Below are 23,826 nucleotides of genomic sequence, written 5' to 3' on the forward strand. Positions count from 1 at the left end.
CCGCGGGTAAGGTGATCCGACACCAGTTCGCGCCGTGTACGGCGAGGCGCGTTGCCGCACGTGGGGGCGGTTCCTACAGTGCGGGTCCAGGATCGCCGCCACTGATCCGAGACCCGGTACGCACCCCACGAGGAGACCGGAGACCGCATGAATCCGACGCCGGAATCCCAGGGCCGGCTCGACGACGCGTCCGGCGAGCCGGACGCCACCGGGGGATCGCCCGGGACCAGCAGCCGCGCGCCCGAACCGGCGCCGCTCGACGTCCACGGCCCGGCCCGCGTGATCGCCGTCGCGAACCAGAAGGGCGGCGTCGGCAAGACGACGTCGACCATCAACCTCGGCGCCGCACTCGCCGAGTACGGCCGCAAGGTGCTGCTCGTCGACTTCGACCCGCAGGGAGCGCTGTCGGTCGGGCTGGGTGTGCAGCCGCACCAGCTCGAGTCGACGATCTACAACCTGCTGATGGAGCGCGACGCCGACCCGGACGACGTGCTGCAGGACACCGGTGTCGAGAACCTGGACCTGCTGCCGTCGAACATCGACCTGTCGGCGGCCGAGGTCCAGCTCGTCACCGAGGTGGGCCGGGAGCAGGCGCTCGGGCGCTCGCTCAAGCGGTTCCTGCCGGACTACGACATCGTGCTCATCGACTGCCAGCCGTCGCTGGGCCTGCTGACGATCAACGCCCTGGCCTGCGCCGACGAGGTGCTCATCCCGCTGGCCTGCGAGTTCTTCTCGCTGCGCGGGGTGGCGCTGCTGATGGACACGATCGACAAGGTCACCGACCGGCTCAACCCGGACCTGCAGCTGCTCGGCGTCCTCCCGACGATGTTCGACACCCGGACGCTGCACACCAAGGAGGTGCACGACCGGGTCGTCGAGGCGTTCGGCGAGAAGGTGTTCGACGCCGTCATCAACCGGACGATCAAGTTCCCGGAGACGACGGTCGCCGGGGAGCCGATCACCTCGTGGGCGCCGACGTCGCACGCGGCCGCGGCGTACCGGATGCTGGCCCGCGAGGTCATCGCCCGGTGACGCTGCTCGCCGACGGGCCGGGCGAGGGTGCCGCCCTCCCGGAGAACCTCGACGACGGCGACGTCGCCTCCCCGCGGAGCCGCCGGTTCACCGTGCGGCTGGCGAACTTCGAGGGCCCGTTCGACCTGCTCCTGCAGCTGATCGGCAAGCACGAGCTCGACGTCACCGAGATGGCGCTGCACAAGGTCACTGACGACTTCATCGCCCACCTCGCGGACCTCGGCGACGACTTCGACCTCGACGAGACCACCGAGTTCCTGGTCGTCGCGGCGACCCTGCTCGACCTGAAGGCGGCCCGGCTCGTCCCGGGCGCCGAGGTCGACGACGAGGACGACCTCGCCCTGCTCGAGGCCCGTGACCTGCTGTTCGCGCGGTTGCTGCAGTACCGGGCCTACAAGCAGGCCGCGCAGCTGTTCGTCGAGCTGGAGAACGGTGCGCTGCGCCGCTTCCCGCGCTCGGTGTCGATCGAGGACCGGTACGCCGAGCTCCTGCCCGAGGTGCTCCTCGGGGTGGACGCGCAGGCGTTCGCCGAGCTGGCCGCCACCGTGTTCCGGCCGCGGCCGCCGGAGGAGGTGGGCGTCGACCACCTGCACGCGGTGCACGTGTCGGTGCCCGAGCACGCACAGCTGCTGCGCGACCGGCTCGCCGTCGACCGGGTCGCGAGCTTCGCCGACCTCACCGCGGACTGCGTGGCGACGATCGAGGTCATCGCCCGGTTCATGGCGCTGCTGGAGCTGTACCGGGAGCGGTCGGTCTCGCTGGAGCAGCCGGAGCCCTTCGCCGACCTGACCGTCACCTGGACCGCGGACCGTACCGACGACCCCGTCGCCTACGCGGCCGCACTGGAGGACGAGGCGGCGGCCGCGGAGGAGGCCGTGCGGGCGCGGAACCGGCGGCGGCGCAAGAAGAACCGCGTCGACGACGGCGGCGACGGCTCCGGTGCCGAGGGTTCCGCTCCGGGTGGTTCCGAGGACGTCGGTGACCCCGCCGCGGACGATCCCGACGGCGAGGGTCCCGGGGCGGACTCGGCCGCGGACGACCCTTGGGTGAACGACTCCGACGCGGTCGACTCCGACGCGGTCGACTCGGCCGCGGACGACACCTGGGTGGACGACCCCGAGTACGGCGACTCCGACTCCGACCTCGTCGACTCCCACTCCGGGGACTCGGGCCCGGTCGACTCCGGCTCGGGCGGCGTGGGCAGACCCGCCGCGGACGACGGCACCGTGCACGGCGAGAGGGCCGGGACGACCGGTGACTGAGCCGGACGACCGCCCGGGATCCGACGACCCGGAGGACCCGTCCGAGCTGATGCGCCTGATCGGCCGGACGGTGCCGCGCAGTCCCCACGCGGTTGCTCCCACCCCCGAGGCGGACCGAGCGTTGCGCCAGGGCTCCTCCGAGGACCCGGACGTCACGCTCGACGCCGGCCCGGTGGAGGATCCCGTTCCCGGTGATCGGGGTGCACGTTCCGGCCCTCGTCAGGGCCATGCCGTGCAGGTCGACGGCGGTGGAGAGAGCGAGCCGGGCGTGGCGGAGCCGGTCGACGGGGCGGATCGGGCCGACGAGGAGCGGGCCGAGATGGCTGAGCGGGCCGAGGTGGCCGGGCGGGCCGATACCGGGGAGCCGAGCGAGTCCGGTGCACCGAGCGACGAGGCCGGCCACGAGGACGCCGGGGCCGCCGGGCCCGATGACGACGCCGACGAGAACGCCGCCGAGGACGCCGGGGAGCCCGGCACCGGGGAGCCCCACGCCGACGACCTCGACGCCGAGGACCTCGACCCCGACGACCTCGCCGACGACACCGAGCTGGAGCTCGCCCTCGAGGCCCTCCTCCTCGTCGTCGACTCACCCGTCGACGAGGGTTCCCTGGCCACGACGCTGAACCAGACGCCGTCGCGGATCCGGCAGACCCTCAACCGGATGTCGCTGGCGTACACCGCGGACCGCCGCGGCATCGACCTGCGGCGGGTGGGTGAGGGCTGGCGGTTCTACACCCGCGACCGCTACGCCCCCTACGTCGAGAAGCTGTTGCTCGACGGCCAGCGTGCCCGGCTGACCCGTGCGACGCTGGAGACCCTCGCCGTCGTCGCGTACCGGCAGCCGGTGACCCGTGCGCGGGTGGCCGCGGTGCGGGGCGTCAACTGCGACGGCGTGCTCCGTACGCTGCTCACCCGCGGGCTGGTGGAGGAGGCGGGAACCGAGGAACAGACGGGGGGGACACTGTTCCGGACGACCGAGCTGTTCCTCGAACGGCTCGGGCTCTCCTCGGTGCAGGACCTGCCCCCGCTGGCGCCGCTGCTGCCCGACATCGACGCGATCGACGACCTGGACGGATAGACGAATGAGTACCGCACACGACCCCGACGGCGTACGGCTGCAGAAGGTGCTGGCCCGCGCGGGTGTCGCGTCCCGGCGCGCCGCCGAGGAGCTGATCGCCCAGGGCCGCGTCCAGGTCGACGGCGAGACCGTCCGCGAGATGGGCCGCCGGATCGACCCGGAGACCGCCGTCCTGCACGTCGACGGCGCCCGGGTCACCCTGCGCGACGACCAGGTCTACCTGGCACTGAACAAGCCGGTCGGCCTGCACTCGACGATGTCCGACGACCTCGGCCGCCCCTGCGTCGGTGACCTGCTCGCCGACCGGGTCGAGCTGATGAACTCCGCGCAGCGGCTGTTCCACGTCGGCCGCCTGGACGCCGACACCGAGGGCCTGCTCCTGCTCACCAACGACGGCGAGCTCGGCCACCGGCTGATGCACCCGTCGTACGAGGTGCCCAAGACCTACCTGGCCGAGGTCGAGGGGAAGATCGCCCGCGACCTGGGCCGGCGGCTGCGGGACGGGATCGAGCTGGAGGACGGCATCGCCCGCGTCGACGCCTTCAAGCTCGTCGACGCCGTGCCCGGCCGCTCCACCGTGCAGCTGATCCTGCACGAGGGGCGCAAGCACATCGTGCGGCGGATGCTGTCCGAGGTCGGGCACCCGGTGCAGCGACTGGTGCGCACCGCCGTCGGCGAGGTCCGGCTCGGCAACCAGAAGCCCGGCAAGCTCCGTCCGCTGGACCGGGTCGAGGTCGGGTCGCTGTACAAGGCTGTGGGGCTGTAGTGGCGGTCCGTGCGCTGCGGGGCGCGACGCAGGTCGACGCCGACGAGCGGTCCCAGATCCTCGACCGTTCCGCCGAGCTGGTCAGCGCGGTGCTGGAACGCAACGAGCTCGTCTCCGACGACATCATCTCGATCTGGTTCACCGCCACCCCCGACCTGTCCGCGGAGTTCCCGGCCTATGCGGCGCGGCTGCTCGGGCTCACCGACGTCCCGCTGATGTGCGCCACCGAGATGTCGGTGCCGGGCGCGCTGCCGCGGGTGCTGCGGCTGCTCGCCCACGTGGACACACCGAAGTCGCGGGCCGAGATGCGGCACGTCTACCTGCACGGGGCCCGCGCCCTGCGCACCGATCTTCCGCAGTAGGCCACCCCGCCCCCGGTGCACCGCACCGGACCGGCGAGAATGCCCTGCGGAATCATCGGCTCGACCTCATGGGGGACAGGTGGCCTTGCGGGGCGTCGTCGCGATGGACGGTCCGTCCGGGACGGGCAAGTCGACCGTCTCCCGGCGGCTGGCGCAGGCCTGCTCGGCAGCCTACCTCGACACCGGCGCGATGTACCGCGCCGCGACCCTGGCGGCGCTGCGGGCCGGGCTGACCGAGGACACCCCCGTCGAGGAGATCGCGCGGGTCGCGACCGGTGCACGCATGGAGTCCGGTACCGACCCGGCGGCTCCGTCGATCACCCTGGACGGCGAGGACGTGTCGGCCGACATCCGCGGCCCGGAGGTGACCGGCTTCGTGTCGGCCGTGTCCGCGGTCCCGGAGGTCCGGGCCGAGCTGGTCGCACGGCAGCACGCGCTGATCCGGGCGGCGACCGGGGACGGCGGCGGGATCGTGGTCGAGGGCCGTGACATCGGTACCGTGGTGGTGCCGGACGCGCCGCTCAAGGTCTACCTGACGGCGTCGCCGGAGGTCCGTGCGGCGCGGCGCGGGCGGCAGGACGCGCGGGCCGGGCGGGAGTCCGACCTGCACGTCACGCTCGCCGACGTCGAGCGCCGGGACCGGCTCGACTCGTCACGGCGGATCTCCCCGCTCTACGCGGCGGCCGACGCGCTGGTGCTCGACACGGACCGGCTCTCGGCCGACTCGGTGCTGGAGCGGCTGCGCGAGCTCGTCGCGGAACGGGGGCTGGTCGGGTGAGCCCCGCCCGTGCGCTGCCGGAGCACGGGCTCGGGTGGCTGCACGACCTGGCCCGCTGGATCGGGACGTGGCTGTGGGTGCCGTTCTACCGGGTCCGGCTCCTGCGCGGCGGGCGGATCCCGGCCGGGGGGCCGGTGGTGGTCGTCGCGAACCACAGCGCGTTCGTCGACGGACCGCTGCTGTTCGGCATGTTCGGGCGGCGCGCGGTGTTCCTGGTGAAGGCGGAGATGTTCGCCGGGCCGCTGGCGGTGCTGCTGCCGGCCATCGGGCAGATCCCGGTCCGCCGGGACACCGTCGACCGGCGGCCGCTGACGGCGGCGCTGGGCGTGCTGCGCGACGGCGGGCTGGTCGCGGTGTTCCCGGAGGGGACCCGCGGTACCGGCGACGTGGCCGCCGCCCGGCAGGGCGCTGCCTGGCTCGCCCGGGCCGCGGGGGCGCCGCTGCTGCCGGTGGCGGTGCGTGGCACCCGCCGTCCGGACGGGGGCGGGCGCCGGTTCCGCCCGCGGGTGGACGTGCTGGTGGGCGAGCCGCTGCCGGCACCGTCGGAGCCCGGGCGGGCCGGACTGGCCGCGGCGACCACCACCGTCGCGACGGCACTGCGGACGTTGGTCCGCGAACTGGAGACGTCCCGAGAGGGACAGCAGAGCGGCCGGATCGATCCGGCCGGGGACGTGAGTGACAGGTGAACGAGAGCAGCGGACGCGGAACGAGCACCGGCGCAGGGGACGAGTACCCCGCCGGCGTCGAGATCGGTGACGCCGCCGACCGCGCGGAGATGGACCGGCTGGGCCTGGACCCCGCCGAGTTCGTGGCGGTCGACGAGGAGGGCCGCGTCGCGGCCGGCATCGACCCCGACGAGGTGCTGGCGACCCCGACGCTGGCCGTCGTGGGACGACCGAACGTGGGCAAGTCCACGCTGGTCAACCGGATGCTGGGGCGTCGCGAGGCGGTCGTGCAGGACGTGCCGGGGGTGACCCGCGACCGCGTCGTCTACGACGGGTTGTGGAACGGCCGCCGGTTCAAGCTGATGGACACCGGTGGCTGGGAGCCGGACGCGGACGGATTGCAGGGTTTCGTCGCCCAGCAGGCCGAGACGGCGATGCGGACGGCCGACGCCGTCCTGCTCGTCGTCGACGCCTCGGTCGGCGCGACCGCCACCGACCAGGCGGCCGCGCGGGTGCTGCGCCGCGCGAAGGTGCCGGTCATGCTGGCCGCGACGAAGGTCGACGACGACCGGCTCACCTCCGACACCGCCGAGCTGTGGCGGCTCGGCCTCGGCCAGCCGCACCCCGTCTCGGGCCTGCACGGCCGCGGCTCCGGTGACCTGCTCGACGCGATCCTCGAGGTGCTGCCCGAGACCCCGCGCGACGACTTCGGCGCCTCCGGTGCCGGTCCGCGCCGGGTCGCGCTGGTCGGCAAGCCCAACGTCGGCAAGTCCAGCCTGCTCAACAAGCTCGCCGGCGAGGAGCGGTCGGTGGTGCACGACGTCGCCGGCACCACCGTCGACCCGGTCGACTCCCTGGTCGACCTGGACGGCGAGGTGTTCCGGTTCGTCGACACCGCCGGCCTGCGCAAGCGGGTCAAGATGGCGTCGGGCATGGAGTACTACGCGAGCCTGCGGACGAGCTCGGCGATCGAGGCCGCCGAGGTCGCGCTGGTGCTGATCGACGCGTCGCAGCCGATCGCCGAGCAGGACCAGCGGGTCCTGACGATGGTCGCCGAGGCAGGCAGGGCGCTGGTGATCCTGTTCAACAAGTGGGACCTCGTCGACGAGGAGCGCCGCCACCAGCTGACCCGGGAGCTGGAGCGCGACCTGATCAGCGTCCGCTGGGCGGAGCGGGTCAACGTGTCCGCGCTGACCGGCCGGGCGACCCAGCGGGTCGCGCCCGCGCTGCGCCGGGCGTTGGAGTCGTGGGACACCCGCGTGCCCACCGGCCGGCTCAACCAGTGGCTCAGCGACCTGGTCGCCGCCACCCCGCCGCCGGTGCGCGGCGGCAAGCAGCCGAAGATCATGTTCGCGACGCAGGCGCAGACCCGTCCGCCGACGTTCGTGCTGTTCAGCTCCGGCTTCCTCGAGGCGGGCTACCGGCGTTTCGTCGAGCGGCGGCTCCGTGAGGAGTTCGGCTTCGGCGGCTCGCCGATCCGGGTGTCGGTGCGGGTGCGCGAGAAGCGCCCGCGCTCGTGATGCGCGCGCTCCGCGGCGGGACCGGGCCGCAGTGGGACGTCGCCGAGGTGCCGGTGCCCGAGCCCGGCCCCGGCGAGCTGCTCGTCCGTGTCCGGGCGGCCGGCGTGAACCGGGCCGACCTGCTGGCGCTGGCGGGCGGTTACCCCGTCCCGCACGCCGATCCGGACGGCACGTTCACGGCCGGGATGGAGCTCGCCGGCGAGGTCGTCGGTGCGGGCCCGGGAACCGCAGGCCGCGGACTGGGAGACCGGGTGCTCGCGACGGCGCCGGCCGCGTTCGCCGACTACGCCGTCGTCGACGCGCGGCGGGCGCTGCCGGTCCCCGCCGGGCTGGCCTGGACCGACGCCGCCGCACTCCCGGTCGCGCTGGAGACCGTGCACGACGCGCTGGTCACCCAGGCCGGGTTCGACGGCGGGTCGGTGCTGGTGCTCGGCGGGACGACGGGCGTCGGCCAGGTCGCGATCCGGCTCGCCGCGGCACTCGGTGCCGCCCCGGTGCTGGCGACGACGACCTCCCCGGCGAAGGCGGGCTCGCTGCGGTCCGCGGGCGCCGAGCCGCTGGTCGGTACCGACGGGCTCGCCGCTGCCCTGCGCGAGGCGACCGGTGGGGCCGGCGTCGACGTCGTCCTCGACCTCGTCGGTGGCGACCACCTCGCGGCGGCGCTCGCCGGCATCCGGATCGGCGGCACCGCCGTCCAGATCGGACGCCTCGCCGGGCCGGCCGCGACGCTGGACCTGAACACGCTGTCGTTCCGTCGGCTGCGGCTGATCGGCACGACGTTCAGCGTGCGTGGCGCCGACGAGCGCGCCGCCGTCGCCGGCGCGCTCACACCGGTGCTGGACCTCGTCGCCGACGGCCGGGTACGCGCCACCGTCGACCGGGTGGTCCTGCTCGCCGAGGCCGCCACGGCGGCCGACCTGCTCCGGTCGGGAGAGGTGACGGGGAAGATCGTCCTCGACCTCTCCGACGCCGCCGCGGCACCGTTGTAACCGATCGGGGCCCGTGGCCGAGACCGCTCCCGTGACGGTGGTCGAGCGATGGTGGATCTGGCGCGTACGCGCGGCGTGCGAGATCGCGCTGGCCCACCGTGGCGGTGACGAGCTGGTCGACGACGCGCGCACCGAGGCGTCCTGGTACGCCGACATGATGCACCCGTGGGACGGGCGCGGCTGCGAGCCGGACGCCCGCGTGCTGGCCTGGCTCAGCATCCTCGTCGCCCGGTGGGTCGTGGCCGACACTGCATGAATCGGACCGACGGGCTGGATCGGTACATGCCCTCTCACTAATCTGTGCACCGTGAGCGACACTCCGGCCGAGCGGATCTTCCACGGCCGCGGCGCCGAGCTGGAGCTCCTGCGCGCCGCGCTGGCCGGGACCGCGGAGCGCGGCGCGTCGGCCGTGCTGCTCGGCGGTGACGCCGGCGTCGGCAAGACCCGGCTGGTCACCGAGTTCGGCCGGGCGGCGGCGGCCGACGGCGCGGTCGTGCTCACCGGCCGGGCGCTGGACATCGCCGCCGCGCCGTCGTTCTGGCCGGTCGTGTCGGCCCTGCGGGCGCACGCCCGTTCGGTGCCGGGGCCGCTCGCCGGGGTGTTCACCGAGGCGCTCGACCGGCTCGACGACACCGGCCGCGCCGTCGGGGACCGGGTCGGGATGCTCGCGCAGCTCTCGGCGCTCGTCGGACGGGCGGCCCGCCCGGGGCCCGTGGTGCTCGTCGTCGACGACCTGCACTGGGCCGACCGGTCGACCCGCGACCTGCTCGCCTACCTGCTGGCCGGCCTCGCGACCGAGCCGGTGCTCGTCGTCGGCACCTACCGCGACGACCCCACCGGCGGGACGCCCGCCGTACTGCTGCCGCTGGTGACCGAGCTGCGCCGGCACCGCACGGTCTCCTTCTCCCAGGTCGGGCCGCTCCCGCGAGCCGAGCTGGCCGAGCTGGTCGGGCGGTGAATGCCGGACCGGCCCGATCTCGAACCCCTGGTGTGGGCGCACTCGGCGGGCAACGTGTTCCTCGCGGAGGAGACCGTCCGCGCGGTGCAGGACGGGGACCCGACCGGCGTGCCGCAGACCGTGCGCGAGCTGGTCCGGGCCGGGGTCGCGGGACTGTCGCCGCAGGCACAGGACGTCGTGCGCGCGGTCGCCGCGGGCGTCGGCGACGTCGAGCACGCCCTGCTGGCCACGGTGCTGGACGCACCGGGTGCCGAGTTGGCGACGGCCGTACGAGAGGCCGTCGACGGCGGGTTCGTCGTGGTCACCGCCGCCGACGGCTACGCGTTGCGGCACGGACTGATGGCCGAGGTGGTCGCCGGCGACCTGTTGCCCGCCGAGCGGGTGGAGCTGCACGGGCGGTACGCGCGGGCCGTCGCCGGGTCCGTGGCACGGCCCGGCACCGCGGCCCGGCTGGCGCACCACTGGCAGCGGGCCGGGCGCCCCGCCGAGGCGCTGGAGGCGACACTGGCGGCGGCGGAGGAGGCCGAACGGCTGCGCGGGTACGCCGAGGCGCACCGGCACTGGCTGCGGGCCGCGACGCTGCCCGTCCCCGGGGCGGACGGCGCCCGCGGTGGATACCTGGAACGGGCGGCCGCGGCGGCGGACCTCGCGGGCGACCACGACTCCGCGGTCGCGCTGCTGGCCGAACGCCTCGCCGACCCGGACGGCCCGTCCGGGCTCGACGAGGCCGTGCTGCGCGCCCGGCTGGGCCGCTACCTGATGTCGGCGGGGCAGGCGGGGGAGGCGGAGGAGGCCTACCGGCGGGCAGCGGCCGCGCTCCCCGAACCCCCCCCGGCCCCGACGCGGTGCCCGGGGACCCGGCCACCGTGCCCGGCGTCCGCCCCGACGCGCTGCCCGTCGACCCGGCCGACGGCGCCCGCGCCGAGGTCCTCGCCGGGTACGCGTCGGCGCTGCTCGCGCGCGCCGACTACGTCGCCGCCCGGGAGATGACCCACCGCGCGCTCGTACCGGCGCGGCGGGTCGGCGAGCCGCGGGCGCTGGCGTCGGTGCTGGGGGTGCTCGGGTTCGGCGCGGCGCACTCCCGCGACGGCACGGCCGGGATGGAGGCGCTGTCGGAGGCCGTCGGCATCGCCGAGGCGACCGGCGACCCGGCGACGCTGGGGGAGTGCCTGCTGCGGCGCGCGGCACTCCTGTCCGGCCCGCTCAACGCCCTCGACGAGGGCGTCGCCGAGGCCCGTGCGGGCGCCGACCGCATGACCGCGCTCGGCCTCGGCCGCACGGCGGCGGTGTCGCTGCGCGCGGAGGCCGCGAACGGGCTGTTCCGCAAGGGGGCGTGGGACGAGGCCGAACACGAGGTGGCGACGGCCTGGGCGGCCGCACCGGCCGGCTCGGAGATGATCGAGCTCCGGCTCGCCCGTGCCCGGCTGCGGATGGGCCGCGGGGACCTCGACGGCTCCGACACCGACCTCGCGGCCGTCGAGCTCGTCGCCGGATCGACCGGCCTGCCGAAGCTGCGCCTCCCTCTGTTGATCCTGCGCGCCGGCCTCGAGATGTGGCGCGGCCGCCCCGGGACGGCGTTCGACCACGTCGGGACCGGTCTCGACGTCGTCTTCGCGGTCGCGCCGCTGCTCTGGCACGGCGCCCGGGCACAGGCCGAGGCGTTCCTCGCCGGGCACCCCGTCGACGCCGGTGCGGTACGCCGGCTGCGCCGCCACCGCCGCGAGCTCACCGCCCGCGGCGAACGCTCCGACCCGGCGCTGCGCGGCGTCCTCGCCACCTACGAGGCGATGTGCACCGCGGAGGACGCCCGGACCACCGCCGGCGCCGACCCCGGCACCTGGGGCCGGGTGGCCGACCTCCTGGAGCGGCTGGGCCAGCCCTACCCGACGGCGTACGCACGGCTGCGCAGCGCCGAGGCCCTCCTCACCGGCCGGCGGGCCACCGGTGCCGCCGAGCTGGCCCGGGCCGCGGCGGGGGCGCGGGCGCTGCGGGCCGAACCCCTGCTGGCCGAGATCGCCACCGTCGCGCGGCGGGCCCGGATCGCGGTCCCGGACCTGCCGGACCTGCCCGCGGGCAACGGCGGCCCGGTCGCCGTGCCCGGGCCGTCGTCGCCGGTGGACCACCCCTTGGGCACGCTCACCGGGCGTGAGCTGGAGGTCCTCCAGGTCCTCGCCGCGGGTGCGACGAACAAGGAGATCGCCGCCCGGCTGTTCATCGCGCCCAAGACGGTCGGTGCGCACCTGGCACGGATCTTCGCCAAGCTCGGCGTGACGAACCGGACCCAGGCCGCCGGCGTGCTGCGGCGGCACCTGCCGGAGGCGGGCGTCGTCGAGCACGGGGGCGTGCCGGATTAGGGCGCTCCCGGACGCGGTCTAAGGCATACGCCCGATGGCGTCGGGCGAGCACCGGTCGATGCTGGTCTCCTCGCCGATCCCGCCGGGAGGCCCGGATGACCACCATGACGGAGCGCCCGCCGGGCGTGCCGGGGGCCGGCCCACCACACCTCGCCCCGCGGATCGGCCGGCTGCTCGGGACCGTCCCGGACGACGTCGACGGCGTCGTCGGGCACCTCGAGCAGCTGCAGGAGATGCTCGTCGAGGACCACGGCCGCCGCGACGGCGTCGCCGCCTTCAACCGGCTCCACCTCCGGATCACCGAGGACATCAGGGCCCAGCTCGACGACGACCACGTCCCCGACAAGGACTTCCTGGCCCGGCTGGACGTCGAGCTCGCCCGCCGCTACCTGCAGGCGCTGCGGGCCTCGGTCGCCGGCGGCGTCCCGCCGCGCTCCTGGGCGGTGCTGGTCGACCGGCGGTCGCAGCGGCGGATCTCTCCGGTGCAGCTCGCCGTCGTCGGGGCGAACGCGCTGGTGAACCTCGACCTGCCGGCCGCGGTCGTCCGCACCTGCACGGTGCTGGGCCGCGGCGCGCCCGGAGCGGCCGAGCGGGCCGACTGCCGGGCCGTGCACGACGTCGTCACCCAGCACCTGGCCGCGCTCATCCGGGACGGGGCGAGCTGCTGCATCGCGATCGTGCTGCCCCGGGAGATCGCGTGGCGACAGGCCCTCGAACTGTGGGACCGGCGGTCGCGCCCGACCGCCTACGAGCGCGAGATCGACGCCCTGGACCTGCGCACCGCGCTCCTCGGACGGGGACTCCTGACACCGGGAGCCCTGACATGACACCCGCCCGTGTGGGGGACGGGCGGGTGTCGTGGTCACGACCGGCCGACGGCGGTGGCGGCGCGCTCGCCAGCGGCGCCGTGCTGGTGCTCGACGACCACCAGCTCGTCGGCACGTCGCTGGCGACGGCACTGCGCCGGGACGGCGAGGACGCACACTTCGTCCCCGCGCACTCCGAGATCGACGTGCGGCGGGCCGTCGACGGCGTCGTCCCCGGCCTGCTCGTCCTCGACCTCGACCTGGGCCGCGACGAACGGGGCCGCCGGGTCGACACGATCCCGCTGATCCCCGAGCTGCGGCGCGCGGGCTGGCGGATCCTGGTGCTCTCGGGGAGCTCCAACCCGCTGCGGATCGGCGCGGCCCTGCACCACGGGGGATTCACGTGGGTGCCGAAGTCGGCGGCGATGCCCACGCTGCTCGTGAACATCCGCGAGGCCCGTGCGGGCCGGTCGCTGCTGAAGCCGACCCAGCGCGAGGAGCTCGTCCGCCGGTATCTGGAGTGGGACGCCCGCCAGCAGTCGGTCCGGGGCCGGCTGGCGGCACTGACCCGGCGCGAGCGGGAGGTGCTCGACCTCCTCGCCGGCGGGATGCGCGCGCAGGCCATCGCGAACCACTTCGTGGTGTCGCTGCCGACCGTCCGGACGCAGGTCAGGGCGGTGCTCGGGAAGCTCGAGGTGGGGTCGCAGCTGGAGGCCGTGGCGCTGGTGCGCAGCCTGGGCCCGGGGGACGACACCCCCGGAGTTCCGGCGCCGGGGGTGAGGTAGTGTTGCTCTCGCTCCGCGAGGGGCGGCCGGGACGTGGCGCAGCTTGGTAGCGCACTTGACTGGGGGTCAAGGGGTCGCAGGTTCAAATCCTGTCGTCCCGACGGGCCGGAGGCCGGTATCCGACATCATCGGGTACCGGCCTTTACGCGTTTGACCTGTGGATTCGTGATCGTGCAGTGGTCCCTGGACGGTCCTCGCGGCTGTCGCACCCGAAGTTTCGGCCAGTCCCGCGAACCGCTGAGTGACTATGGGCGGGAGGCCGACGCGCCATGATCGTCGCTGTCGAGGGCCCCAGCGCCGCGGGGAAGACGACGTGGTGTGCGCGGTTCGAAGGGGATGCGGTGGTGCCGGAGTACGCCCCGACAGGGTGCGAGCCCGACGGCAAGGACTTGGAGACCCAGGCGGCCTTCTGGGTCGGGGTGAACATTGGTCGATGGGTTGCGGCGAGGGCGATCGAGTCGGCAGGTGGTGTCGCGGTGTGTGACAGCGACCCGCTGAAGCTGCATTACAGCTGGTGTCTGGCGCGGATCGGAGCGGGTTCGATCGGGCGGTGGGAGCGTGAACTGCGCGCAGTGCACCGGGCGTTCGAGGCCGGTCAGCTGGGGTTCGCCGATCTCGTGCTGGTGCACGTCCCCGATCTGGCGACGTTGCGGGCGCGGAAGGCCGGCGACCGGACGAGGTCGCGGCGCAGCTTCGAGCTGCACGCGCGGCTACGTGAGCCGTTGCAGGAGTGGTACCGAGCTGTGGACGGACTGGAGCCGGGGCGTGTGTGGTGGGGGCTGCCGGGGTCGGGCGTGCCGACGGGCATCGAGCCTCGCCAGGACCGGTCGGATCCCGCGCTGCTCGATGCCCTCGTCGACCTACTTCCCGGACTCACCACTGCGTGATCCGATGAACTAGCGGTCCACGACCGGGAAGATGTCGTCCATTGCTGTCGCGCCGTGTTCGAGAACGGGTCGGAGCTGCTGTCGGTACACGGCCTCGGTGATGGCCGTCCCGCTGTGCCCGACCAGCCGGGAGATGTCCTCCAGAGGCATCCCGGAGTCCGCGAGCAGCGAGACGAAGCTGTGCCGCATCTCCCGAGGTGTCCACTCGGCCGCGTGCAGGCCGGCGGCGGCTGCGATCTTGCGGAACGAGCGGCGGACGTTGTGCGCGTCCATCTCCGATACAGTGCGGGTGGCGAAAACGAGCGAGTCCAGTGCACTTTCAGCCCCGGGCCGTTTCGCGTGGTCACGGAGCACGGTGACGCAACGCTGTGGCATCCCAAGACGACGGCGGGACTTCCGCGTCTTGGTGTCTCCACCGATCCGCACCGATCTGACGACGGAGATCGACGGCGGGAGCGGCGGAGTTGCGTTCGGAGTCCCGTCGAGGTCCACGTCGCCTCAGCGCAGTGCGCGCACTTCCTCGGTCCGAGCCCCGGTGAGAAGAGAGAGGACGATATACGCCCGCAGCGGACTGGACTCGGCGGCCTGAGAAAGCGCGGTCGCCTGATGGCACTCAGAAGGCGCGGGGGAGCGGGCTCGCCCCCGGGCTACTCCTGGAATTCAACGGCAGAAGCCGACGGCGGACCGTTACCGGTGGAGGGCGCGTCGGTGAGTCCGCGCAGTGCACGAGGGGCGACGGCGAACGTCGAGAGTCGCCGGAAGTAGTGGATCTTGTCTCCGCGGATTTCGAGTTGCCCGGTGGCATCTCGCTGCGCGCTGCCGCTTGGGTGAGTTGTCAGTGCCGGTAGGCGTGCAGTGCAGTCGACCTCCGCAGGGTCCTCGATGGGGGAACGGTTGGTGCGCAGCGTCTCGTCGAAGCTTCAGGTCTCGGGTCGGACGGTCCGCGTCCGGCCGTACTCGGCCAGTGCCGAGAAGGCTGCTTTTGGCTCCCATGGCATCCCTGGGTAGGCGTTGCCGGTGCGTCCGTCGGTAAGGGGCTTGACGATCCCGAAGCTTCCCAGGTCGAAGTCTTGCTCTGGCTGGTCGGAGGTCGACAGGTGTCTGGAGGCGAAGGTGTACACGAACGCCGTGTCAACGCCTCCCGAGTCGTAGAGGTGGAGGAGATCCAGGAGGTAGGCGGCTTGTTCGGATTCGTTGCGCTCGACGGTCTCGGTGAGGTGCGTTGCGTGCCCTGTCCGGTCGTCGTAGCCGATGATGTCGCCCCGGCTGCCCCGATCGGCGGCTCCGGTGAAGGCTGCGCAACCGAACTCGGTCACTGCGAACGGTTTTCCGTGCGAGGTCATGGCGGCGAGGTTCGCGGGTAGGGTGTCGGTGTTGCCGGCATCGCGGTAACCCGCGTCGGTCGCGATGAAGTCGAATGGCGTCCAGTCCACTCCCTCCAGGGGGAGTGACGCGTAGCCGATGAGGCCTCCGAATCGCTCGCGTGCCCCCTCGACTGCTCGGGCCAGTAGTGCGTTGGTCCTGCGCTGCACTCCCGGGAGGATTTCGCGAACACGCGCCGGGTCTGCGAGTACCGCGGATCGTTCGGCCAGCGTCTGCCCGGGCATCAGGCCGATCGTCATGATGCTGATCTCCGAGCCGGTGAGGAACCGGATGTCCGCACCTTCCTGTCGGATGCGCTCCGCGCGCTCGGCTGCGTCCAGTAGGAATGCCAACAGCTCGTCGGTGGTCAGGTCATGGGTGAACGGGCAGTACCAGACCTCCAGGCCGACGGCTGCCGCGTGCCGCGCGGCGGTCTCCAGGCGGTCGGCGACTCCGCCGGTGATCCGTACGGCGTCGGCGAGAAGCTCTTCACGGATGATCCGCATGTCCTCGGCGACGACCGCGGGGTCGTACGGTTCGTGTGTCGTGCTTCCGCAGCTGGTGAAGCCGGTGTCGTAGGTGACGCCCCATGCTCGCATCGCAACCTCCATAAGGTACGAGCAGTACCGTAGCAGGTGGAGGTACGCTCCGTACCGTGACAGGGGGGCGGCGGCGCGGTGCGGAACTGGAGCAGGCGATCCTGCGTGCGGCCGCCGATGAACTCGTTGCTTCCGGCTACGCCGGTATGACGATGGACAAGGTCGCGCTGCGCGCCGGCACGAACAAGAACGCGATCTACCGGCGCTGGCCCGGGCGCGCTGCGCTCGGCGTCGCCGCCTACACATACGTGGCAGACGCTCACACTCCGGCCGCGGACACAGGAAATCTCCGCAGTGATGCCCTGGAGCTGCTGCGGCAGGTCAACTCGACCTGGTCCTCGCCTCGCGGGGAGATCCTGCGTGATCTCCTGGCCGCGGCCGCCGACGAGCCCGCGCTGCTGGAGCTGCTGCGCGAGCAGGCCGGAGGGGGCGCGCTGGACGCCGCCTGGGTGGCGATCGTGGACCAGGCGGTGGTGCGCGGCGAAGCTTCGCCGGAAGCCGTGCATCCGAGGGTGGCGGCGCTCCCTATGACGGTGTTGCGTGGCGAGTACGCCTTGCTCGGTGTTCCGGCCGTACCGGACGAGGTCCTGATAGAGATCATCGACGAGATCTTCATACCGCTCATCCGTGGACGGTGTCTTTACAAGTGCGGGCTGACGTAGCGGATCTCGTCTCCCCGGATCCAGGGCGCGGCACCGAGGTGACCACGGTCTGCTTGATCAACTGCCTGCGGACGCCCAGGGATGAGACGGGCACACTGGATGGGCATTACCCGCCCGTCTGCCTGACGCTCTGGTTTTTTCACATGGAAGAAGTCGTGATCGGGAACCGCAGTGCTCGGAGCGTGCAATTGGCGTGCAACTACCGGCGGTCAACCACGGTCAGCCGCGGGGTGCGCAGTCCGCTGTTTTTACAGGTCAGTGACGGAGAACGCCAGTCTTGCGAGGCCTTCCAAGCTGGGTGTCCAGGCGTTGGCCCGAGTGTCTAATGGAGTGGCGAGGTGCAGGTCCTCGCCACGCTCATCAGAAGTGGTGACTACTCGGCGGACGTCGTAACCATCGCTAGGCCACCCGCGACACGGTGTGCAGGCCCCCAGCGCATGGCGGTCGGTGTCGCGAACCGGGAGGCAACGATGGGTATCGGCCGCTACGTCCTTGCCGGCGTGATCGCTACTACTCTCGTGAGTGTCGCGTGCACCGCAGCGTCGGGTGCCGACCGAGTCGCTGCCGAGTCGACGACCCCGTTGGCGGTCAACCAGTCCGTACCTGCCGCCGCGCTGCTACCCCGTCTCGATGCGGGGTCGTCCAGCCTGAGTGCGACCGTGGCCGGAGCGATCGAGGCAGTCCGCAGGGAGGTTGACCGAGCTGCGGCGGCCGAGAAGAAGGCGGCCGAGGAGAAGGCGCAAGCGCAGGAGGCGGCCAGGCGCGGCCAAGTCCGACAGCCCACTGACAAGACTCGGGAGACGAGGAAGTCTGGGGGTAACTGCGCGCAGCGGGCGATCGCTGCCGGGAAGTTCGACCCGTCGTGCTCGGCCTACCAGGGATACCTGGACCCGGGCACGTTGGCTGGCCGTGCGCCGACCAGCGGTGAGATCCAGATGCAGTACGCGTGCGAGCAGGGGCTGGTTCCCAAGAGTGACTGTTGACGCGGTCCGATGTCGCGTCGGTCCCATCATGGGTCGACGGCCCGTCCTTAGAGGTCGCGCCGCGACCAGACTGTCCGTTGCACCGGTGATGCCTACGTGTTCGCGGAGTGATCGGGCCACGTGGTGAACGCCAGGCTCAGCCCGTCGTCGTGGTGGTGCGCGTGGAGTGCACTGACGAGCCTGGTCGCCAAGTGGCGAAGCAGCCGGTACCAATCCGGTACAAGCCAGCCCGACCAGTGACGTCAAACGACGACCCGTCTCGACCAGCGAATCAGTAGGTCGGCGGCCGGATTGGTGGTGTTTCGGGTGGTCGGCTTTTCCCCAGCGGCAGTACATGTCCAAGCATCGGTGGTCTCTTGGTTTGCCGGGACTCAAGCCGGAATCGGCCGTCGCGAAGTGCCGAACCCGGTGGGGCTTGGACTTCCAGCGGCATTGTGATCTGGGCTGTCTCGCGCCGGGTTTGATGGAGGGTGTCAAGCCAGGAGATGATGAGCAGCGATGGCAGCCCCACGGAAGCACCCCAACGAGCTGCGGGAACGAGCGATCCGGCTGGTCCTCGACGCCAAGGCCGACCCTGTCAACGCCGGCACGAACGTCTGCCGCCGTATCGGTGACCAGCTGGGAATCCTTCCGGAAACCCTGCGCGGCTGGGTGAAGCAAGCCGAGATCGACGCTGGATCCCGGCCTGGGACGACGACCGATCAGGCCGCTCGGCTGGCGGAGCTGGAGCGGGAGACCCGTGAACTCCGCCGGGCCAACACCATTCTCAAGTCCGCTTCGGCTTTCTTCGCGGCGGAGCTCGACCGCCCGCAACGGTAGTCACCGACTACATCGACAAGAACAGGAACGAGTTCGGGGTCGGGCCGATCTGTGCCGTGCTGAAAGACGCCGGTATCCCGATCGCCCCGAGTGCCTACTATGCGGCGAAGACCCGTCCACCCTCGGCCCGGGCGGAACGCGACATCCTCGTCTCCGCCGAGATCGCACGCGTGCACGCCGAGAACTACGGCGTCTACGGCGTCCGGAAAGTCTGGGCACAGCTGGGCCGCGAAGGCGGCGTGGACGACCGGCCGGTCGCGCGGTGCACCGTCGGCCGGCTCATGAAAGCCGCAGGCCTGCGCGGTGTCCGGCGGCAGCGGGTGCCGCGGACCACCATCCGTGCCGACAGCCCCGACCTGCGCCCGGACCTGGTCGAGCGCGACTTCACCGCGACGGCCCCGAACCGGTTGTGGGTCGCCGACATCACCTACATCTAGACGCATTCCGGTTGGGTGTATGCCTCGTTCGTCTTGGACGCGTTCTCCCGGAGGATCGTGGGTTGGCAGCTGTCACGTCATCTCTACACCGATCTCGCCCTAGACGCACTCAACATGGGGATCTGGATCAGGGAACGCAGCGGTGCAGATCTGTCGCGGTTAACGCATCATTCGGACCGCGGTGTCCAATACGTTGCCATTCGCTACACTGAGCGGCTCGGCGAAGCTGGTGTCGTCGCTTCCGTCGGGTCGGTCGGCGATTCCTATGATAACGCGATGGCGGAGGCATTCAACTCGTTGTTCAAGGCCGAATTGATCCGCAACAAGGGGCCGTGGGCGGGGATCAGCGACCTTGAACTCGCGGTCGCCGAGTACGTCGACTGGTACAACCACCGCCGACTACACGGCGAACTCGGCTTCGTCCCGCCGGTCGAGTACGAGATCCATAACGCCACCACCACGACCGCCCGGCAGCCCGCCGGAGCATGAGAACTCAGCCTCTACCAAACCCGGCACTTGACAGCCACTGACGCCTGAGCAGGCCTGCGGGATCGGCGCCGAGGTCGCCGGCGGGCTCGCCCACATTCACGCCCGGGGAGTTGTGCACCGCGACGTCAAACCTTCCAACATCCTGCTCTGCGCCCGTACCGGCCGCGCCCGGCTGACCGACTTCGGTATCGCACGCGTCATGGGCTATGCGTCCCTGACCCAGACCGGCACCATCCTCGGCACGGCCGCCTACCTGGCACCCGAACAGGCCAGCGGCGACTCGGTGAGCCCCGCCGCCGACGTCTACGCCCTCGGGCTGCTGCTGATCGAAGCACTCACCGGGCAGCGCGAATACCCCGGAACCCCCATCGAGTCCGCGGTGGCCCGGCTGCATCGCAGACCTCGCGTGCCCGCCACACTGCCCAGCTTCCTGCAGGAGGCTCTCCGGGCGGCGACCTACACCCGCCCCGACGACCGCATCCTCGCCGCAGACCTGTCCATCCGACTCGCCCACCGTCAGTGACACCAACCGACCGACTACCCAAAGGCGTACCTCCGTCGAGTGGTATCCCAAGCTCTCGGTGATCTGATGCGGCCGACCTGATCGATCTGGACGCTGAATGATTGGCCGTATCGGAGGAGTAACCGAACTGTCAGCAATATGTTCCCTCGATAGGCTTGCTCAGATTGAATCGATCCTGAACGACCGGAAACATGTCCAGCAGCTGGCATGGGCTCCCACCTATTCGATATGTCGGCAAGAGTGGGTCAGGCCCGTGCGGGTGTGACCGGGACACAACAGGAGAAACACTGTGTTGAAGAAGGCTGGAATGGTCGTCGCCGGATCCGTGGCGACGCTGCTGGCGGTCAGCCCGATGGCGTTCGCCGCCGACGGGGGTATCGACAAGGACGCCGACGGCCTGATCGCCGGGCTCAACGGCAACAACGTCGACGTGCCGGTCCAGGTCTGCAACAACAACGTCCCGGTCAACGTGCTGGGCGTGCAGGTCCCGGTCGAGGACGCCGCGGCGGGCAACGGCCTCACCGGCGCCCTGGGAATCCTCGGCGACGCCAAGTCGAAGTCGGGCGACTCGGTCACCGACCAGTCCGACAACTGCGCCCAGGCCGGCGGTGCCGGCGACAGCGTCGACTGATCACAGTCCACGCCACAACAGCGGCCCCTGCGACAACGAGTCCGGGGGCCGCTGTCGTCATCGCCCTACGCCAGGCTAGGCAGGCTCACCACGTCACGATCGCACATCCTCGATGCGGTGGCTATCGAGGTCCCGGAAGGCGTGATGGCTCCTGCTTGCCGCCGTCGCCGACGAGTACAACGCCCTCATGATCGTCCTCGGCGCCCGGCACGGACTTGATGCCGCCTTCGGCCACTTGCTCGGTGGCGGTTCGGCTGCTGGTCCCGCGCCGCCGTGAGGTGGACTGTCGAGAGGCACGGTGGTCTGCCGGGCGTCTCAGCCCGCGTTCGGCGGCACATCCAGGCGCCGACATCGACCTACTGATACCAACGACCGCACGGCGGGTCGCACGGTCATCGTCGCTGATTCCTGGACGACCTCACGATGTTCCACAGTCAGGGATCTACTATGCGGGGATCGAGGCCTCGTCTGACTGCATCGGCCACCGACTTCGTGACTGTCTCCCCACGCTGGTCCTCGCTCAGGCCCGGCCACGGCATCGTCAGCGGCAGGGACTGTGCCAGTGCTTCGGCGCACCGGCGCAGAAGTGGCAACCGCACCTGGATCGAGGTGGGAGGTGATTCCAATGCGACCCTCAAGATCCCCGGAGCGACCAGCGTGCGGGCATCGAGCCCGGTCGGACGGATGACCGCTCCGTCGGGGAAGTTTTGGGCGATCAGCGCAGTTTGGACCGCCGGAGCGGACCCTTGACGGACGTCGATGACGACGTCGGCCAGATCGCTGGTCCGCTCGAGGGAGATGGTCTGTCGATCCCGGTCGCTCCAGAAAGTCTGGTGATAGAACCCGGCGAGCATCAGTAACGGCCCGAGATCAGGCATCAGGTGCGCGCCGGCCAGCAGGACCCGGCTCTCCAGCGGTGTGCGTTCGGTACGGCGCAGGTGCGCCAAGGCTGAGGCACACAGGACCGTCATGCTCGCCGCTTGCTCCGAGAGCACCAGGGGCAGGTCCGCACGTCCGTGGACCGCGTCGAGGAAGTCCGAGGGGACCCTGGTCCGGGTGAGGAAGACCGCGCGGTAGCGGCGCGGCAGTTTCTCGAGCGCGTCCAACAACCCGGTGACGTCGAGGGAACCGTCGGTCGAGGCGGGAACAACGACCGGATCGGCGGCGAAACCTCCGAGGCCGGCCACGATCTCGGCATCGGTGGCGAGCGCCTCGTTCAGCGATCGTCGGCTGGTGTGCTGGCTGTGACGGCTACCGTCGCTGACGACCGCGACCGCGGTACCGGCGGTGTCGGCCGGGCCGCCGATGCCGGAGCCGTCGGCGGAATCGGCCTCAGATTCGTTGGCTTCCACATCGCTCCGTGATGCTCATGGAGCAGACCGCAGTTCCTCGAGAAGTTCCGCCTGGTCCGAGTACATCCCGGTCAAGATCGACCGCGCGACCACCAAGAGCTGGGCGATCTCGGGACTGGTGATGGAGTAGTACACGGCGGACCCCTGCTTACGGGATCGAACGACACCGGCATGGCGGAGAACGGCGAGCTGCTGGGACAGAGACGCTGGCTCGATCGCGACATCGGCACGGAGCTCGGCCACCGCGTGCTCGCGCTGGCTGAGCAACTCCAACACCCGAATCCGGACCGGGTGCCCCAATGTCTTGAAGAACTCAGCTTTGACCTGATAGAGGGGGCGACTCATCACCCCATCCTGCAGGCATGGAGGGGGATCGCGCCGCAGCCCGGCCGTGTCCAGACGAGTCACGTGCTTTGTCAAGTGCCGGGTTTGGTAGAGGCTGAGTTCTCATGCTCCGGCGGGCTGCCGGGCGGTCGTGGTGGTGGCGTTATGGATCTCGTACTCGACCGGCGGGACGAAGCCGAGTTCGCCGTGTAGTCGGCGGTGGTTGTACCAGTCGACGTACTCGGCGACCGCGAGTTCAAGGTCGCTGATCCCCGCCCACGGCCCCTTGTTGCGGATCAATTCGGCCTTGAACAACGAGTTGAATGCCTCCGCCATCGCGTTATCATAGGAATCGCCGACCGACCCGACGGAAGCGACGACACCAGCTTCGCCGAGCCGCTCAGTGTAGCGAATGGCAACGTATTGGACACCGCGGTCCGAATGATGCGTTAACCGCGACAGATCTGCACCGCTGCGTTCCCTGATCCAGATCCCCATGTTGAGTGCGTCTAGGGCGAGATCGGTGTAGAGATGACGTGACAGCTGCCAACCCACGATCCTCCGGGAGAACGCGTCCAAGACGAACGAGGCATACACCCAACCGGAATGCGTCTAGATGTAGGTGATGTCGGCGACCCACAACCGGTTCGGGGCCGTCGCGGTGAAGTCGCGCTCGACCAGGTCCGGGCGCAGGTCGGGGCTGTCGGCACGGATGGTGGTCCGCGGCACCCGCTGCCGCCGGACACCGCGCAGGCCTGCGGCTTTCATGAGCCGGCCGACGGTGCACCGCGCGACCGGCCGGTCGTCCACGCCGCCTTCGCGGCCCAGCTGTGCCCAGACTTTCCGGACGCCGTAGACGCCGTAGTTCTCGGCGTGCACGCGTGCGATCTCGGCGGAGACGAGGATGTCGCGTTCCGCCCGGGCCGAGGGTGGACGGGTCTTCGCCGCATAGTAGGCACTCGGGGCGATCGGGATACCGGCGTCTTTCAGCACGGCACAGATCGGCCCGACCCCGAACTCGTTCCTGTTCTTGTCGATGTAGTCGGTGACTACCGTTGCGGGCGGTCGAGCTCCGCCGCGAAGAAAGCCGAAGCGGACTTGAGAATGGTGTTGGCCCGGCGGAGTTCACGGGTCTCCCGCTCCAGCTCCGCCAGCCGAGCGGCCTGATCGGTCGTCGTCCCAGGCCGGGATCCAGCGTCGATCTCGGCTTGCTTCACCCAGCCGCGCAGGGTTTCCGGAAGGATTCCCAGCTGGTCACCGATACGGCGGCAGACGTTCGTGCCGGCGTTGACAGGGTCGGCCTTGGCGTCGAGGACCAGCCGGATCGCTCGTTCCCGCAGCTCGTTGGGGTGCTTCCGTGGGGCTGCCATCGCTGCTCATCATCTCCTGGCTTGACACCCTCC

23 protein-coding genes, 1 tRNA gene, 3 pseudogenes and 2 other annotated features are annotated in these 23,826 nt (G+C 71.4%); of the genes and pseudogenes, 22 read left to right on the plus strand and 5 right to left on the minus strand.

The annotated features are described in order from the left end of the window. The first annotated feature begins 147 nt into the window (after positions 1-147). The 17 genes and pseudogenes from Ae150APs1_RS00075 to Ae150APs1_RS00145 all read left to right on the plus strand — a co-directional run bounded on the left by Ae150APs1_RS00075 (position 148) and on the right by Ae150APs1_RS00145 (position 14,242). The gene (locus tag Ae150APs1_RS00075; RefSeq protein WP_010241425.1) at positions 148-1,032 is read left to right on the plus strand and encodes a ParA family protein; all 885 of its coding nucleotides are present in this window, start codon (positions 148-150) and stop codon (positions 1,030-1,032) included. Between the two features lie 92 nt (positions 1,033-1,124). Beyond that, positions 1,125-1,835, plus strand: a pseudogene (locus tag Ae150APs1_RS30860) (segregation/condensation protein A); the annotation flags it as partial. Positions 1,836-2,613: 778 nt separating this feature from the next. Next, entirely contained in the window at positions 2,614-3,372 is a 759-nt protein-coding gene (gene scpB / locus Ae150APs1_RS00085; RefSeq protein WP_075301508.1) for an SMC-Scp complex subunit ScpB, read from the plus strand. A 4-nt stretch (positions 3,373-3,376) separates the two neighbouring features. Further along, a complete protein-coding gene (locus Ae150APs1_RS00090; protein ID WP_010241431.1) occupies positions 3,377-4,138 on the plus strand; it encodes a pseudouridine synthase in 762 nt (253 codons plus the stop codon). After that, a complete protein-coding gene (gene aroH / locus Ae150APs1_RS00095; protein WP_010241432.1) occupies positions 4,138-4,500 on the plus strand; it encodes a chorismate mutase in 363 nt (120 codons plus the stop codon). The genes Ae150APs1_RS00090 and aroH overlap by 1 nt, the downstream gene beginning before the upstream one ends. Positions 4,501-4,603: 103 nt before the next feature. Further along, a complete protein-coding gene (gene cmk / locus Ae150APs1_RS00100) occupies positions 4,604-5,278 on the plus strand; it encodes a (d)CMP kinase (RefSeq protein WP_033200533.1) in 675 nt (224 codons plus the stop codon). Next, positions 5,275-5,964 carry a lysophospholipid acyltransferase family protein gene (locus tag Ae150APs1_RS00105; protein WP_075294912.1) on the plus strand — a complete coding sequence of 230 codons (690 nt, stop codon included), beginning with the start codon at positions 5,275-5,277 and terminating at the stop codon, positions 5,962-5,964. Before cmk ends, Ae150APs1_RS00105 begins: the two co-directional genes overlap by 4 nt. Before the next feature lie 89 nt (positions 5,965-6,053). Continuing rightward, on the plus strand, positions 6,054-7,463 hold the full coding sequence (der, locus tag Ae150APs1_RS00110; RefSeq protein WP_060576166.1) for a ribosome biogenesis GTPase Der: 1,410 nt from the start codon (positions 6,054-6,056) through the stop codon (positions 7,461-7,463). Then, a complete protein-coding gene (locus Ae150APs1_RS00115; protein WP_075294914.1) occupies positions 7,463-8,452 on the plus strand; it encodes a zinc-binding dehydrogenase in 990 nt (329 codons plus the stop codon). The genes der and Ae150APs1_RS00115 overlap by 1 nt, the downstream gene beginning before the upstream one ends. A 13-nt stretch (positions 8,453-8,465) precedes the next feature. Then, positions 8,466-8,708 (plus strand): hypothetical protein, encoded by a 243-nt coding sequence (locus tag Ae150APs1_RS00120; RefSeq protein WP_010231558.1) that lies wholly within the window; start codon positions 8,466-8,468, stop codon positions 8,706-8,708. Between the two features lie 51 nt (positions 8,709-8,759). After that, positions 8,760-9,410, plus strand: a complete 651-nt coding sequence (locus Ae150APs1_RS30165) for an ATP-binding protein (RefSeq protein WP_170918019.1) — start codon at positions 8,760-8,762, stop codon at positions 9,408-9,410. Continuing rightward, complete coding sequence (locus Ae150APs1_RS33085) at positions 9,411-10,400, plus strand: hypothetical protein (protein ID WP_249266152.1); 990 nt, start codon at positions 9,411-9,413, stop codon at positions 10,398-10,400. 797 nt (positions 10,401-11,197) lie between these two features. After that, positions 11,198-11,764 carry a helix-turn-helix transcriptional regulator gene (locus Ae150APs1_RS33090; protein ID WP_249266512.1) on the plus strand — a complete coding sequence of 189 codons (567 nt, stop codon included), beginning with the start codon at positions 11,198-11,200 and terminating at the stop codon, positions 11,762-11,764. 95 nt (positions 11,765-11,859) lie between these two features. Further along, positions 11,860-12,591, plus strand: coding sequence for a DUF5995 family protein (locus Ae150APs1_RS00130; protein ID WP_075294916.1), 732 nt, complete (start codon positions 11,860-11,862; stop codon positions 12,589-12,591). Then, the gene (locus Ae150APs1_RS00135; protein WP_249266153.1) at positions 12,588-13,355 is read left to right on the plus strand and encodes a LuxR C-terminal-related transcriptional regulator; all 768 of its coding nucleotides are present in this window, start codon (positions 12,588-12,590) and stop codon (positions 13,353-13,355) included. The genes Ae150APs1_RS00130 and Ae150APs1_RS00135 overlap by 4 nt, the downstream gene beginning before the upstream one ends. A gap of 27 nt (positions 13,356-13,382) precedes the next feature. Further along, positions 13,383-13,456 (plus strand) — tRNA-Pro (locus tag Ae150APs1_RS00140). 168 nt (positions 13,457-13,624) lie between these two features. Further along, on the plus strand, positions 13,625-14,242 hold the full coding sequence (locus Ae150APs1_RS00145; protein WP_075294919.1) for a hypothetical protein: 618 nt from the start codon (positions 13,625-13,627) through the stop codon (positions 14,240-14,242). Between the two features lie 9 nt (positions 14,243-14,251). Here Ae150APs1_RS00145 and Ae150APs1_RS32460 read toward each other — a convergent pair whose 3' ends face one another. Both Ae150APs1_RS32460 and Ae150APs1_RS00155 read right to left on the minus strand, forming a co-directional pair. Further along, the gene (locus tag Ae150APs1_RS32460) at positions 14,252-14,734 is read right to left on the minus strand and encodes a tyrosine-type recombinase/integrase (RefSeq protein ID WP_075294922.1); all 483 of its coding nucleotides are present in this window, start codon (positions 14,732-14,734) and stop codon (positions 14,252-14,254) included. Between the two features lie 428 nt (positions 14,735-15,162). Then, a complete protein-coding gene (locus tag Ae150APs1_RS00155) occupies positions 15,163-16,203 on the minus strand; it encodes a hypothetical protein (protein WP_075294924.1) in 1,041 nt (346 codons plus the stop codon). A 56-nt stretch (positions 16,204-16,259) separates the two neighbouring features. Between Ae150APs1_RS00155 and Ae150APs1_RS00160 the strand changes: the two genes are divergently transcribed. From Ae150APs1_RS00160 to Ae150APs1_RS00185, 5 genes and pseudogenes are all read left to right on the plus strand, one after another. Then, positions 16,260-16,865: a TetR/AcrR family transcriptional regulator gene (locus tag Ae150APs1_RS00160; protein ID WP_060572307.1), complete on the plus strand. Its 606-nt coding sequence runs from the start codon at positions 16,260-16,262 to the stop codon at positions 16,863-16,865. 338 nt (positions 16,866-17,203) lie between these two features. Next, positions 17,204-17,848, plus strand: coding sequence for a hypothetical protein (locus tag Ae150APs1_RS00165; RefSeq protein WP_075294925.1), 645 nt, complete (start codon positions 17,204-17,206; stop codon positions 17,846-17,848). 498 nt (positions 17,849-18,346) lie between these two features. Further along, a pseudogene (locus Ae150APs1_RS00175) lies at positions 18,347-19,593 on the plus strand (IS3 family transposase). Then, positions 18,628-18,756, plus strand: a sequence feature (AL1L pseudoknot). It overlaps the preceding pseudogene by 129 nt. 37 nt (positions 19,594-19,630) lie before the next feature. After that, positions 19,631-20,116, plus strand: a complete 486-nt coding sequence (locus Ae150APs1_RS00180) for a serine/threonine-protein kinase (RefSeq protein ID WP_083679851.1) — start codon at positions 19,631-19,633, stop codon at positions 20,114-20,116. A 289-nt stretch (positions 20,117-20,405) separates the two neighbouring features. Continuing rightward, the gene (locus tag Ae150APs1_RS00185) at positions 20,406-20,747 is read left to right on the plus strand and encodes a hypothetical protein (RefSeq protein ID WP_075294933.1); all 342 of its coding nucleotides are present in this window, start codon (positions 20,406-20,408) and stop codon (positions 20,745-20,747) included. 434 nt (positions 20,748-21,181) lie between these two features. Here the strand turns inward: Ae150APs1_RS00185 and Ae150APs1_RS00190 are convergent, their stop codons facing one another. The 3 genes and pseudogenes from Ae150APs1_RS00190 to Ae150APs1_RS00200 form a co-directional block, all read right to left on the minus strand. Further along, entirely contained in the window at positions 21,182-22,099 is a 918-nt protein-coding gene (locus tag Ae150APs1_RS00190; RefSeq protein WP_075294935.1) for a hypothetical protein, read from the minus strand. Positions 22,100-22,114: 15 nt separating this feature from the next. After that, on the minus strand, positions 22,115-22,444 hold the full coding sequence (locus Ae150APs1_RS00195; protein WP_060572285.1) for a metalloregulator ArsR/SmtB family transcription factor: 330 nt from the start codon (positions 22,442-22,444) through the stop codon (positions 22,115-22,117). Positions 22,445-22,546: 102 nt separating this feature from the next. Further along, a pseudogene (locus Ae150APs1_RS00200) lies at positions 22,547-23,793 on the minus strand (IS3 family transposase). Beyond that, positions 23,384-23,512: a sequence feature (AL1L pseudoknot), on the minus strand. (Overlaps the previous pseudogene by 129 nt.) Positions 23,794-23,826: the final 33 nt, after the last annotated feature.

Source organism: Pseudonocardia sp. Ae150A_Ps1 (genome assembly GCF_001932315.1).
Lineage (GTDB): Bacteria > Actinomycetota > Actinomycetes > Mycobacteriales > Pseudonocardiaceae > Pseudonocardia.